We start from the raw sequence: 13,057 nt of genomic DNA, 5'->3' as shown, positions 1-13,057 counted from the left end.
TTCTTACGTTATATTGAAGATAATACTAGAGAATTTACAGCAGTATTGGTAGTGAATTATAAGAAAAATGCTCTTTTATATTTTTATCAATTCAATATTATTAGTATTTTTGATGTCGTGGGAGAACTTACCTTTCAGCTAGAAGTTTTAGGGGTGAATTCAGATAATACAGTACAGAATATCATTGAGGATACTAAAAAAATAAATTAGATGAAAGGTAACATTCATGATAATAATAGTTTCAATTGCCTCCAGCTTCAGCTAGAGTGTGTAGAAGATTATTGAAGAAGCAAAAAAACATTTAAAAAAAAGGGTACCATTCATAAAGAATAGTAGTTTCAATTGGCTCCAACTTCAGCTGAAGTAAAAAAAACAATGTAGTGTATAAAATTTAGCCAAAATTATACATTTTGTAGTCAAAGTCACACTGTTAAAGTCTAATTTTATAGCTCCAGTTAAAGTTGCAGGCAATTCAACTTTTAAAAATAATTATTGTTGAATCTTTAAAAAATAAATTAAAATAATGAAATTACTAAAAATCATCAGTTTGTCATTAATAACAATGACCGGTGTAGGAGCTATTGCCCAAGAATTTGACGCTAGTTTGCAATTGCGTCCACGTTATGAGTACCGCAACGGATTTAGTAAATTAATCGCCAATGGCGAAAGCCCAACTTCATTTGTTTCGCAACGTTCTCGTTTGAATATGAATTTTAAGCAAGATAAATTGAAAACCAAATTAAGCCTTCAAAATGTTCGTACTTGGGGAGATGTAGCTACAACGACGCTAGCCGATAAAAATGGAGTAGCCATATTTGAAGCATGGGGACAATATGATTTTAATCCAGATTGGAATGTGCGTCTAGGGCGCCAAGTGATTTCGTATGATAATCAACGTATTCTAGGCGAAATTGATTGGGCGCAACAAGGTCAAAGTCATGATGCAATTGTGTTTTCGTATCATAAAAAAACGAACCAATTGGATTTAGGATTTGCCCAGAATGCTGCAGCAGAGAATAATATTGCTCCAACGACTCCTTATACTATGAATTACAAAGCCATGCAATATGCTTGGTATCACACACAATTGGACAAAATAAGTGCAAGTTTCTTGTTCTTGAATACAGGCTATCAATACGCCAAAACACCTACTGATTTGGAGGTGGATTACAAACAAACATTTGGGACTTATTTGGTTTTCAAAGACGAAAAATGGGATACCAATTTGGGAGTTTATGCGCAAACGGGTAAAAGTGTCGGTCAAAATGTAAATGCTTGGACAGCCGCTGCCAATTTGATGTATGCTGCAACTACCAACTTCAAAGTAGGTTTTGGTTATGAATACCTTTCTGGAAAAGGTCAAGATGATAGCAGAGCGGGATTCAAATCTTTTACGCCTTTATTTGGGACCAATCACGCTTTCAACGGATACATGGATTATTTCTATGTCAAAAATTATGTAAATAGCGTAGGCTTGCAAGATGTATTTTTGAAACTTAACTATTCTTCAAACAAATGGCAGTTCAATTTGATTCCACATGTTTTCAATGCCGCTAATACAGTTTTAGATGGTGCAAGTAATAAAATGGACAATTACTTAGGAACAGAAGTAGATTTTACAGCAAATTATGCCCTTCAAAAAGACATTATGTTGTCTGGGGGCTATTCTCAAATGTTTGGCTCCAGTACATTGGAACACATTAATGGTGTGGCAAATCCAGCCAACACCAACAATTGGGCTTGGTTGATGGTCTCTATAAGTCCAAAACTTTTTTCTTTTAAGTAAAATAGCATTATTTGGGCGTGCCCCTTCGTAAAAACTGCGGGTCAGGCTGTTCGCTATATCTTTTTTGGGGCAGAAAAAGCCCCAAAAAAGGATGCCGCTACCATCCTTCACGCAAATACACCACATGTTTATTTAGTCAGTAAATAAAATAATTACTAATTTTTCCTCAGATTCAAAGGGCTATAAATTTATTTTATAGCTTTTTTTTAATAGAACCATTTCAAAAGAAGATAATTGGAAGAAAGATTTTTCAAATGAAAAATAACAAGCAACAAAAATAAGTCGTCGTGATTTTACATAATTATTGATCTTATTCTTTGAAGGATTAATGACAGGAAGTAGATTAGTTGCTGCCAAAGTTTATTTAACATCAAATGAAGAAGTTGCGGGAGAACATTTTATATGCAAAAAAGGCGATGTACTTTCAGGAGGAACTCGTGGTTTTGTAATCGAAGGAGGTATGGTTCCTTATATTTTATTCGTCTAAAAACAGGTAAATTCAAAGCCTATGAACAAAAAATGTACATATTTTTCTTGTTCTATATTTTACAAGCCAGGAACAGGAATTATTCATTGCCCTTATGATGAAGGTTATCTTGATGCCAAAACAGGAGATGTAATTGTAGGACCGCCGCTATACTCTTTGTAAAATTTAGATTTTTTTTACAAGGACAATATTATCTATGTGAAAGCTGCAAAAAAAAGTGGAGTATCACAGTGAAGTCAAATTTAATATAAAAGCTTATGAGTACTATTCGAACCAGTCAAAAGTATAGCTAACCCAAATAAACGGAATACCATACATTCAAATTTGGTTGCTGTATGCTTCATTTAACTAGGTATTAGATTATTATTGAGAAATTTTAATTCCTGTCTTTATCGCTTACTTGGTGTTATTTTTAATAGTTTTTAGTGGATTGAATTATTCGTTAAAGTGGAGTCAACCTAAAAATAATAGGCAAACAAATGACTCAAAAAAAAAGGAACTTCGTGATGAAGTTCCTTATTTGTAATAAAAATATAGTGAATTTGTAATTATTTCGAAATAATTATTTTCTCAAAAACATTTTTGTTTTCAGTATTAGGTATAGAGATAAAATATACCCCAGTATTCAAATCATTTAATGGAATTGTGATTGAAAGATTTTCTGTTGTTCTTTCCTTTACTTTTTGACCTAATGTATTGTAAATACTATAATATCCACCAATAGTGTTTTCGATAGTAATCACATCCTTGGCAGGATTTGGGTAAATTTTATAAGGTTTAAAAACATTATCACTAAAAATTTTGGTAGCCAATGTGATTCCTGTTTTGACCAGTAATACATCATAAGGCTTCATTATAAATGTTTCGCCTAACGTGGTTCCATCAATCATATTACTATATGCAACGCTCGATGTAGGTAATTTTATTTGTTTGTCTGTCAAACTTAAGTTTATAAGAGATACGACTGCTTTTCCATCAGGAGTATTTCCTTGTGATGCGAGTACACCAAAAGCTTCAGTACTGCTTCCTACTTCTTGAATTTTAAAATCAATAGTTGGGGTAGGGATAGTTAAGGTTGATCTTAGATTTGTAATTAGTGTTGTAAGAATTGTGTTTGCATTTGCAGAATTGGTTGCTATTTGCGCACTGTTTGGCGTCGCATTTGTTGGAAGATAGCTAAAGGCACCGTTGTATGTGAAATTTGCTGTAGTAAAACCGATATTTCTGGAGGTGTTTGGTGTTCCTTTTTCGTCATTTACAAAATTTGTAGTTCCTGAACGTTTGATTTCCAAGATGGCAACAGATGAATTATTAGATTTGTAAGTATTCAAAGCATCAATACTCGTGTTTTTTATAAATAAAGTAGGTGGGATTATGATTGCTTTTGGTGTGTATCCAAGATTTTGAATTTTATTTTCGGTAGTGAAACCAACCTTAACATTCATAAGTTTCAAGGCTTCGTAAATTTGTCCCATTTGCTGGATATACGTAAAGTCTTGTAGGGCAGCTTCATTACTGTAGTATATTAGGAAATCTCTTTTAAGAGGAGATAAACTAGCTACTGTTTCACTCAAGGCATTTACCTCTTTCATTGTACGGCCAAAATCTTCAAAAGCTATTGGTTGGTGCTGTGGAGAAGACATGGTATTACCTACTGTATTTGTTTTTCCTTCAAGGTCACCTTTTATTGTACCATTAGTTCCATCCTCACGATACCACCACCATGCATTCACAACTCCTAAACCATTTGTAAATCCGTGCCATAAACCAGAATGTACGAAACCTTTGTCAAGAGCAAAATTATACCAAGCGTTACTAGATATACCATGCCACTCTGAATCAAATATTGGTTTATTTGGGTATAAAGATTTGAAGAAGTCAATATTTATCGATTGTTCTCTCCATTCTGTAATGTAGCGTCCTAGCCACCAATCTCTGTAAAAACGAGCATTTCTTCCATGTGTAGTACTAGGAGTAATTTGGCTATCAAAACTAATGATGTCCATTAAATCCCCAGAAGCTTCTAGGTCGATTCCGCTATCTCTATCTGGAGACTCTACTTCATTACCAATTATTTTAATTGAAACCTTAGCAGTTGGATCAGATTCTAAGGTGTATTTTTTTAGGTTTAAATGCCATTTAGTAGCTCTGTTCTGGTTGAAACGTAACCAATCATACCAAATAGGAGTTCCTTGCAACGTTGCTTGTTGAATATCTGTAAAAAGTGCTAAAGGTGAAGTTGAAGAGGTTTGTGCTGGAAGATTCTTCAGATCGTCAAAACTACTGTAATTAGCATTGCTATTAAATGGATTGTAAACTGTATTTAATGTGGCGATGTTATTGTTATAGGCTACTTTTAAATATTCAACAAATGCAGTTCGAGTATAAGGTGATAATCCTTTTGAAGCATCATCATTTTTTGAAGTTGAAATTAAGTCCCAGTGTGGCTCATTCGATAAAACATAAATAAGAGGACTACTTCCTGCTGCACTCTTAATACCTGGGATATAAGATTGTAACATGTTCTTGTTCCAGTTGTTTGGATCAGTATTGTCAGCAATAATGGGGTAGTCAATGTCATAGGCTGCAAAGGCACGTCTGTAATCTGCAATTTTGTAGAAAGGAGAACTACTATCGTTGGAAGCAGTTGTCATCCATCCAGCTAGTGGGTTATGAGTAATTTGAACTTGTACTGGACTTTGTCCTTTGGAAACATTTGTCGAAACCATATTAGTTTGACTCGAAAGTTGATTAGGCGCAAAGGTAGCATTTGGAGCATTTGTCGTTTGAGGAGATAAAAAACTTGAACTCAAATAGCCAAGGGTTTGCATCAAATTAGGATCGGATTGCATACTCCACATTGTACTTGGAAAAATGGTTCTTCCTCCTTTTTTATAATAGCTAGAAGTATTTGAAAGTGTTGGGTCTCCCGAGCTCGAAAAATCTTGAACTGCTGGCAACATAATGCTACCGTCCAATTGTTTGGTCGCTTCGGCTATAGCATTATCCAAAATTTTCACACAATCATTTAGTATTTGAAAGGGATCAAAACTAGAAAAAGTAGAAGCAGTCATTCCTTGACGTGTTAATTGCGCTGTAAACTGATTATTGAAACCAGTGTAACCACTCCCTGTATATTTCGTTTGTAAAACGCCTGCATTATCACGATCTCGGCTAGCGTAGACTACGAATTCATCTGCTGTAACTATAGTTCCTTGAGCATAACGTGCCTCCAAGTTTGCAGTTTGAAGTTGTGTAATTTGATTTGATAAAAAGGCTCTTTTGGTACTAATTTGAGTAATTAAGTTGTCCCAAGAGGTTTGATCAAGTGTACCCTGATAAAAATTGTTTTGCGCTTCAATTCTCGTAGATAGAAATAAGCAACAGATAATAATGAATGTTTTTACGTGTAATGATAGCTTCATAATTTTGAATTTATAGTATGAATTGAAAGTTGTTTGGTTGGTTAAAATAGTTTAGGTCTGTAAGTATAAAATTATAAGTGTTTCATCTGTAATAATAAAAGAATTTTACCCAAAGTAACTTGTAATTTATCCTATTTATTAGTATAGAAATAGATTTTTCATTCGTATAGTGGTGTTTTTATGCTATTCTTTTACTTTGAAAAATAGACATACTACGTTAATTTTTAATTACTTTTATCTCATTGGTGTGTTATTTAGTTTAGAGAATAAATTAATTACAAAAATATAAATAATTTTTATTGTGCTAATTTAATTAATAGTAGTGTTTCTTTAAAATAGTTATTTTCACAATTAATAAAACAATGATCTATGATTCCGACAAAGATTTCTTTTTTTTCGACTCAACCTTATGATAAATTTTTCTTCGAAAAATACAATTCCGATTATAAGTATGAGTTAGATTTTTTTGAAATGCAGTTAAATCATCATACAGTAGAGTTAATTCAGGACAGTCCTATTATATGCGTGTTTGTAAATGATATACTTGATGCAGGTGTGATAGCCGCACTTGCAAACAAAGGGGTCTCGATTATTGCCTTGCGTTGTGCAGGCTTTAACAATGTTGACTTGACTGCAGCCAAAAAAGTAGGGATTCGAGTTTGTCGCGTTCCTTCCTATTCGCCTGAAGCGGTTGCAGAACATGCTATGGCAATGATTTTGACTTTAAATAGAAAAACGCACAAAGCCTATAATCGTGTTAGGGAACAAAATTTTTCTCTCAACGGCTTATTAGGATTTGATCTTCACGGAAAAACTATAGGTGTAATTGGTACCGGAAATATTGGTAAAGCATTTGCTAAAATTGTATTGGGTTTTGGTTGTAAAGTCCTAGCTTTTGATATTACCAAAGACGAGGAATTAGAAAAAATCGGGGTACAATATGAACCTCTAGATACAATCTTTAAATCAGCAGATGTACTTTCTTTACACTGTCCTTTAACTGAAAAAACAAAACATATTATTAATGCGACATCGCTTTCGATAATGAAAAAAAACGTCATGATCATTAATACTAGCAGGGGAGCTTTGATTGATACACCAGATGTAATTGATGCTTTGAAAGATGCTAAAATTAGCTATCTCGGAATCGATGTTTATGAGCAAGAAGAAAAATTGTTTTTTAAAGATTTGTCAGAAGATATTATTCAGGACGATGATATCCAGCGATTAATGAGTTTTCCAAATGTATTAGTAACGGCACATCAAGCTTTTTTTACCAATGAAGCATTGACGCAAATTGCATTGACAACGTTGCAAAATGTAACGGATCTATTAGAAGGAAGAGAATTTGTAAACAAAGCGGGACTTTTGACCTAGTGTAAATTAAAAAAAGGGAATGACATCCAAATGTGTCAAACCCTTTTTTTGAGTGCAAGAAAATTATTTTGTTTCTGCTTCCTTATCTTTATCTCCTTTTCTTTTATCAGAATGGTGCTTTTTCATCCCATTGTGGTGATGGTGGCTTATCTTTTCCCATTTCGAAAATTGTTCTGTAGACAAGATTTTTTTAACTCTTGCTTTCATTGCAATTTGTTCGTCTAGCATTTTACTTTTCATGGCAAACATTTCGTCATTGCTAGGTTTTTCTGTTTTAGCCTTATGGTCTTTCATAAAGGCCTCTCTTTTTGCCATCTGCTCTCCAACGATTTTACTCATTTCTTTTTGTTGCGATGCATTCAAATCAAGCTCCAGTGTCATTTTTTTTAGCATCAGCTCTTGGCGCTGTTCAGGAGTAAAATTCTCCATACCATGATGTTCGTTTCTACATTGAGCATTTTGCTTTTCTTGTGCGAAGCCAGTGATTGTAATAAGAGCAATCAGGGCTGTTGTAAATAATTTTTTCATAATTGAATATTTTTCATTTACTAGTTAGACGACAGAATGTCTAATAAACTTCGCTCATTAAGAAGAGTTTGTGATTTGGTTAGGTTTTAATTAGGGTTTTTGAAAGGGTTGGCTCATTGTTTAAAGTAAAAAAAGGAACTTCAACAAGAAGTTCCTTTCCACATTATTCAAAAGAAATGAAATTACTTTCATTAAAATCAGAATTGTATTTTTTAAATAATACTTTTCTAGCTTGATCCCCAGTTTTAATAGTGCGAGAGTTAGATTTGAAGCAAATCTGAGATGAAATTGTAAAAGTACTTAAATCAATTTTAGAATTATAATACTCTATAGTGGCTATCAATTGTTTTACGGCATCTTTCCTTTCCTTGTTTCTACTTCGTGGTTTGACATCTTTTGATTCAACAAAAAATATTTTTTTATCTTCATATAAAACCCAATCACATTTTTTTGAAGTTTCATTTTTCATTATTGAGAATTCATTTTCTAATAATAAAATTGTCTTTAATAAGTTATTTTCTATGCAAAGATTCCAGTAGTCAGTTTCAGTTTTGAAAGTAACAGTTGACTCCTTAACTTCTTCCAAATAATAAGTTGCTTCTTCTAATATTTTGTAACAAATACCTTTTTCTAGATTAGGAAAATTTGCTAATAGTTCTTCATGACTCATAAATCCAACAATTTATCAAATTCATCAGCAAAAGCATCCGATACACCATCAATCATATTCTCCTTGATTTGCCCTAATTTATCATCCATTATTTTCTTTGCTTTACCGTTTTTCAATTCATAAGCAATGAAATTTTTTGGGTCAAGCCAAGATTCTTTCTTGATAATTTTATTGACTTCTTTTGGATTCATTTTACCTTTATCAAAAGCCAATAACAAATTATTGATAGATGCCAAAACAAACGGACTATGCGTGGTAAGAATTAAATTCTTTCTTTCAAATAAACAGTTTTTCACCAAATACTTGATTAATTCGTGTTGTGCTTTTGGGTACAAATTAAGTTCAGGTTCTTCAACCACGAAATTGAAATTATATTTTTCTTTCAATGATTTCGAATACTCAACTAAAAGTAAAATTGGAATTATACTTTGTAATCCCGACGCAGATTCTAATAAATCAACTTTTTCAGTTTCATTGTGATAGATGTAAGAAGTTTTTCCTTCTCTTTTGTATGTGTAATTTTTATCAATAATACTAAGGGGTAATTCTTTTACAGTTTGGATTGCTTTTTCGTATTCCTGACCAGCGTTTAATATATGTTTAGGTATTTGAATATTATTATTAATCAGTCCTAGAGCATTTTCAGCTATTAAATGAAGAAAATTTCGTTCTGAAGGAATATATATTGAATCAAATTGAAATATACTAGGAAAACAATTTACAATTTGATTTAAAAGTGTAAAGTAATTTTCAAGTATTTTCTCTTTTTCTGAAATTTCGATTAATAATTCAATATCATTTTTCTGAAGTTCAATTTTATTAATTCGCTTTTCAAAAAAATCAACTTCAAATTTTACTTTTTGTATATGGGTAGTAAATATTTCATAGAATTCAACTTTTCCAATTAGATCATAAGTATTGATATATAATGCTATTAGTTCTTTTAATGCTTCTGTACCTTCTGCAATTTTATCTTCTTGGATTTTTCCTTTTTTTATTGCAGAAAGTATTTGTAGAATAGAATTTTTTGAATAATCATCATTTTTGTATTCAAAACTAAATTTACTTATCTTAATATTTAATACGTCATATTTTATATAAGTGTTGTTATTTAAATAACTTAAAATGTTATATTTTTTTAACTCTGACTTGAAGTCTAAATTATGATTGCTTCTAAATTCTTCATCTTCCAATATAGAAAGCAATTTAGCTAATGTACTTTTACCCGAAGCTTGAGCTCCAATAAAAGTAACCATTTCTCTAACTTCAATATCTATATCCTTTAGAGGTCCAAAATTTTTAACAATAAGTTTTGCTCTTTCCATTCTTCAAAAATATGAAAATAATTAAGATTTAATTCCAAAAAAGGAACTCCATTACGAAGTTCCTTTTCTATTGCGCGTGAGTAGGGATTCGAACCCTAAACTTTGAGCTATTCATTATGATGTAATTTGTAATAAAATTGTGCTCACGCAGTCAAAGTTTTAAACACGCCATTTTTTATTTTTATCATAAGGTTTGAGTTTTTAAAGTAACAAGTTATAATACAATCATACAAAATGCCTAAGCCCAATTTTACGTACAAACTACAATCACAACCAGTTATCAATGTTAGTATCAAACTGATTAAATGAATATTTTTAAAAATTTTTACTCCTTCAATCTACAAGCCTTCACATCACCTTCAACAACAACTTCTGTCATTCCTAAAGCTGATAGGTTTTTCATGGCTTTGTCCCATTTTTTACCGCTCAATTCCGATTTGATTTTCAGTAAACCAAATTCCATTTGGTTTTCATTGGCTTGCAAAATAGAAACAATCAATTTCTCATCTTCCTCTAGTTGCACTTGTTTTTTCTCTGGTCTCATTTGTGGAAACAACAATACTTCCTGAATCGAAGCATTATTAGTCAAGAACATCATCAAACGGTCCATTCCAATTCCCAATCCAGATGTTGGCGGCATTCCGTATTCCAATGCTCTTAGGAAATCCTCGTCAATAATTCCTGTTGCTTCATCATCACCTTTTGCAGCCAGACGCATTTGGTCTTCAAAACGCTCTCTTTGATCAATTGGGTCATTTAGTTCAGAGTACGCATTCGCAACCTCTTTACCACAAACCATCAATTCAAAACGCTCTGTCAACTCAGGATTGTCACGGTGCTCTTTACAAAGCGGTGACATTTCTTTGGGATAATCGGTGATGAAAGTTGGCTGAATATAATTTCCTTCACATTTTGCTCCAAAAATTTCATCTATCAATTTTCCTTTACCCATGGTGTTATCAACGTCAATTCCCATACCACGAGCAGCATCGAATAATTCTTGTTCGTTTTTACCAGAGATATCAAAACCAGTAAAATGTTTGATAGAATCGGTCATCGTCAGACGAGCATACGGCGCTTTAAAACTAATTTGGTGTTCACCAAAAGTCGCTTCGCTAGTACCATTTACGCCAATAGCGCAATGCTCCAACAATTTCTCTGTAAAATCCATCATCCAGTTGTAGTCTTTGTAGGCTACATATATTTCCATAGCGGTAAATTCAGGATTGTGCGTACGGTCCATTCCTTCGTTTCTGAAGTTTTTCGAAAACTCATACACTCCATCAAATCCACCAACAATTAATCTTTTTAAATACAACTCATTCGCAATACGCATGTACAACGGCATGTCCAGCGAATTGTGGTGCGTAATAAACGGACGCGCCGCAGCACCACCAGGGATGGATTGTAAAACGGGAGTTTCAACCTCCAAATATCCAGCGTCGTTAAAGTAACCACGCATCGCATTAAACAACTTAGTACGTTTTACAAAAGTTTCTTTTACGTTTTGGTTCACCGTCAAATCCACATAACGCATGCGGTAACGCAATTCGGCGTCGTTAAAAGCATCGTGTACTTTTCCGTCCTCATCTACTTTTGGCAAAGGCAACGGACGTAACGTTTTACTCAAAAACGTAAAACCATCCACGCGAATACATTGCGCACCTACTTTGGTAGTAAACAATTCCCCTTCAATACCAATAAAATCACCCAAATCGGTCAATTTTTTAAACACTTGGTTGTAAAGCGTTTTATCATCACCCGTACACAAAACATCACGGTTCACATACAATTGAATACGGCCTTCGCTGTCTTGCAACTCGGCAAAACACGCTTTACCTTGATCACGTACACTCATCAAACGTCCAGCAACAATGACCTTCTTACCTTCTTCAAACGATTCTTTCACCTGCTTCGAAGTGTGATTTACAGGAAAAAGGTTCGCAGGATAAGGATTGATTCCTAGGTTGCGTAGGGCTTGAAGTTTCTCTCTTCGAATGATTTCTTGTTCTGATAGTGCCATTTTATGCTAATTTTAAGACCGCAAAGATACTTTTTAAGTCGCTAAGATGCAAAGTTTCTAGTTTCTAAGAAAAAGTTTTTTGAAGAGCAGAAAATTTGTGGTTTCATTTACTATTTGTCCTGCTTCCGACGCTTCGGGACACTCTATCTTTTTTGCCAAAAAAGCCAAAAAGGATGCCGTTTCGATCAGGACTATGTTTGAAGTAATTAGTTTTTAAAGTTATCTCATTGGGAAGATTTCCTTATCATCGTTAATTTGGCTAATTTCAAAATCGTAGTTGTGTTGCACTTTTATTTTGTTTAATAAAGTATAAATATCAACCTTGTTTTCAATGGAGATATTAAACCCCAGAATAACTCTTTTAATTTCAACTTGCGGAAATTCATCTAATACTTTCCTATTGTTTTTTGTTTGGTCAGAATTTAAATAAGGATGTCTTCCTTTTAAAAATAATTTGTTGAAATATTTCACTTCTTGATTTGAATTAATGTCTCTATAAATTGTTTCCAGTTTATGCTCATCATATTGTTGTTTATTTTCCTTCATTAAGAATCGCACTTCATTCTCAATGGAATATCTTTTAGATTTATGAAAAGCTTGTAGTTCAATTAAAAATTCAGCAAAATTATTAGGAATGAAATTATTGTTTTCTGCTGCAAATTTCTCAGTAAGATTCTTGATTTCCCTAATGGAGTTTAGTTTTTCATTTCCATAAAGGACTTTTCCTTGTATGAAAAATTCGGGATCTTTTTTTGTCAACTTCAATTCTATAATCGCTCCTTTGCCTTTATCTCCGTATACTTCCCACATAAAGTCATTTCTTTTTGTTTCTTCATTTGACTCGCATAAGGATAAACAAAATATATTTTCTTTTAACACTGTAATTGTATCTTCATCGATTCTGAATAATGAGTTATTATCTTCAAAAATAGTTGAAGCAAAATTCAATTCTTTTTTATCCATGAGATTTCCAAATTCAGACATTCTTAAAAAACCAGATTCTAAAATAGCTTTTAAACCAAATAACGAAGAGTAATGTATAAAGCTGTTATCTCCTTTGTACTCATAAACACTTCCTTTTAGTAAATGTATCGGAGATAGTTGTCCACTAAAATCATCTGCAGGTACTCCCGGAGTTGATTGCATAAAGCAGCTAGAAAATTTAGCTTTTGGCAGAATTGGATTGAGAACTTCTCTTTTAAATTTGTCTACATTCTCAAAATCACTAAAAATTCGTTCGTTATCTTGCATATCTATATTACTTGTTTTAATGAAAACGGAAAAATAATTAAATAAATTTATAGTTTTACTATTAGAATTAATAAATAAACACAATAAAGCAAATTTCCATTCTACACCCATAACCTTAATCATTACAATTATAAATCACACCATAGAATTCTCTGTTAACAAAATAGTAAAAATATTAATCTAAA

11 protein-coding genes are annotated in these 13,057 nt (G+C 32.6%); 5 read left to right on the top strand and 6 right to left on the bottom strand.

Translation table 11 applies throughout. The features are described 5' to 3' along the window. Nucleotides 1-523: 523 nt before the first annotated feature. From M2326_RS08915 to M2326_RS08905, 3 genes are all read left to right on the top strand, one after another. Nucleotides 524-1,786 (top strand): alginate export family protein, encoded by a 1,263-nt coding sequence (locus M2326_RS08915; protein ID WP_264619217.1) that lies wholly within the window; start codon nucleotides 524-526, stop codon nucleotides 1,784-1,786. A gap of 304 nt (nucleotides 1,787-2,090) precedes the next feature. Further along, nucleotides 2,091-2,273, top strand: coding sequence for a hypothetical protein (locus M2326_RS08910; protein ID WP_264619216.1), 183 nt, complete (start codon nucleotides 2,091-2,093; stop codon nucleotides 2,271-2,273). 21 nt (nucleotides 2,274-2,294) lie between these two features. Then, nucleotides 2,295-2,435 (top strand): hypothetical protein, encoded by a 141-nt coding sequence (locus M2326_RS08905; RefSeq protein WP_264619215.1) that lies wholly within the window; start codon nucleotides 2,295-2,297, stop codon nucleotides 2,433-2,435. 386 nt (nucleotides 2,436-2,821) lie between these two features. On the opposite strand, the gene M2326_RS08900 is transcribed toward M2326_RS08905, so the two are convergent. Beyond that, entirely contained in the window at nucleotides 2,822-5,698 is a 2,877-nt protein-coding gene (locus M2326_RS08900) for a T9SS type A sorting domain-containing protein (protein WP_264619214.1), read from the bottom strand. A gap of 369 nt (nucleotides 5,699-6,067) precedes the next feature. Here M2326_RS08900 and M2326_RS08895 point away from each other — a divergent pair, with 369 nt between their 5' ends. Continuing rightward, on the top strand, nucleotides 6,068-7,075 hold the full coding sequence (locus M2326_RS08895) for a 2-hydroxyacid dehydrogenase (RefSeq protein ID WP_264619213.1): 1,008 nt from the start codon (nucleotides 6,068-6,070) through the stop codon (nucleotides 7,073-7,075). Nucleotides 7,076-7,138: 63 nt separating this feature from the next. Here the strand turns inward: M2326_RS08895 and M2326_RS08890 are convergent, their stop codons facing one another. From M2326_RS08890 to lysS, 4 genes are all read right to left on the bottom strand, one after another. Further along, the gene (locus M2326_RS08890) at nucleotides 7,139-7,603 is read right to left on the bottom strand and encodes a hypothetical protein (protein ID WP_264619212.1); all 465 of its coding nucleotides are present in this window, start codon (nucleotides 7,601-7,603) and stop codon (nucleotides 7,139-7,141) included. A gap of 163 nt (nucleotides 7,604-7,766) precedes the next feature. After that, entirely contained in the window at nucleotides 7,767-8,273 is a 507-nt protein-coding gene (locus M2326_RS08885; RefSeq protein WP_264619211.1) for a hypothetical protein, read from the bottom strand. Then, nucleotides 8,270-9,598 (bottom strand): ATP-binding protein, encoded by a 1,329-nt coding sequence (locus M2326_RS08880; protein ID WP_264619210.1) that lies wholly within the window; start codon nucleotides 9,596-9,598, stop codon nucleotides 8,270-8,272. Before M2326_RS08880 ends, M2326_RS08885 begins: the two co-directional genes overlap by 4 nt. 325 nt (nucleotides 9,599-9,923) lie before the next feature. Beyond that, the gene (lysS, locus tag M2326_RS08875) at nucleotides 9,924-11,621 is read right to left on the bottom strand and encodes a lysine--tRNA ligase (protein ID WP_264619209.1); all 1,698 of its coding nucleotides are present in this window, start codon (nucleotides 11,619-11,621) and stop codon (nucleotides 9,924-9,926) included. A 79-nt stretch (nucleotides 11,622-11,700) separates the two neighbouring features. Between lysS and M2326_RS08870 the strand changes: the two genes are divergently transcribed. Further along, complete coding sequence (locus M2326_RS08870; protein ID WP_264619208.1) at nucleotides 11,701-11,838, top strand: hypothetical protein; 138 nt, start codon at nucleotides 11,701-11,703, stop codon at nucleotides 11,836-11,838. Nucleotides 11,839-11,840: 2 nt separating this feature from the next. On the opposite strand, the gene M2326_RS08865 is transcribed toward M2326_RS08870, so the two are convergent. Next, the gene (locus M2326_RS08865) at nucleotides 11,841-12,983 is read right to left on the bottom strand and encodes a DUF2971 domain-containing protein (RefSeq protein ID WP_264619207.1); all 1,143 of its coding nucleotides are present in this window, start codon (nucleotides 12,981-12,983) and stop codon (nucleotides 11,841-11,843) included. Nucleotides 12,984-13,057 lie beyond the last annotated feature (74 nt).

This window comes from Flavobacterium psychraerolatum, assembly GCF_025960985.1.
In the GTDB taxonomy this organism is placed as follows: domain Bacteria; phylum Bacteroidota; class Bacteroidia; order Flavobacteriales; family Flavobacteriaceae; genus Flavobacterium.
The sequence above is the reverse complement of the archived record's forward strand: the minus strand, read 5'-3'. Positions and strand labels throughout refer to the sequence as shown.

Excerpts from the sequence above, each read along its gene's own strand:
- M2326_RS08915 (WP_264619217.1), top strand. The coding sequence starts at position 524 with ATGAAATTACTAAAAATCATCAGTTTGTCATTAATAACAATGACCGGT.
- M2326_RS08905 (WP_264619215.1), top strand. The coding sequence starts at position 2,295 with ATGAACAAAAAATGTACATATTTTTCTTGTTCTATATTTTACAAGCCA.
- M2326_RS08900 (WP_264619214.1), bottom strand. The coding sequence starts at position 5,698 with ATGAAGCTATCATTACACGTAAAAACATTCATTATTATCTGTTGCTTA.
- M2326_RS08895 (WP_264619213.1), top strand. The coding sequence starts at position 6,068 with ATGATTCCGACAAAGATTTCTTTTTTTTCGACTCAACCTTATGATAAA.
- M2326_RS08890 (WP_264619212.1), bottom strand. The coding sequence starts at position 7,603 with ATGAAAAAATTATTTACAACAGCCCTGATTGCTCTTATTACAATCACT.
- M2326_RS08885 (WP_264619211.1), bottom strand. The coding sequence starts at position 8,273 with ATGAGTCATGAAGAACTATTAGCAAATTTTCCTAATCTAGAAAAAGGT.
- M2326_RS08880 (WP_264619210.1), bottom strand. The coding sequence starts at position 9,598 with ATGGAAAGAGCAAAACTTATTGTTAAAAATTTTGGACCTCTAAAGGAT.
- lysS (WP_264619209.1), bottom strand. The coding sequence starts at position 11,621 with ATGGCACTATCAGAACAAGAAATCATTCGAAGAGAGAAACTTCAAGCC.
- M2326_RS08865 (WP_264619207.1), bottom strand. The coding sequence starts at position 12,983 with ATGGGTGTAGAATGGAAATTTGCTTTATTGTGTTTATTTATTAATTCT.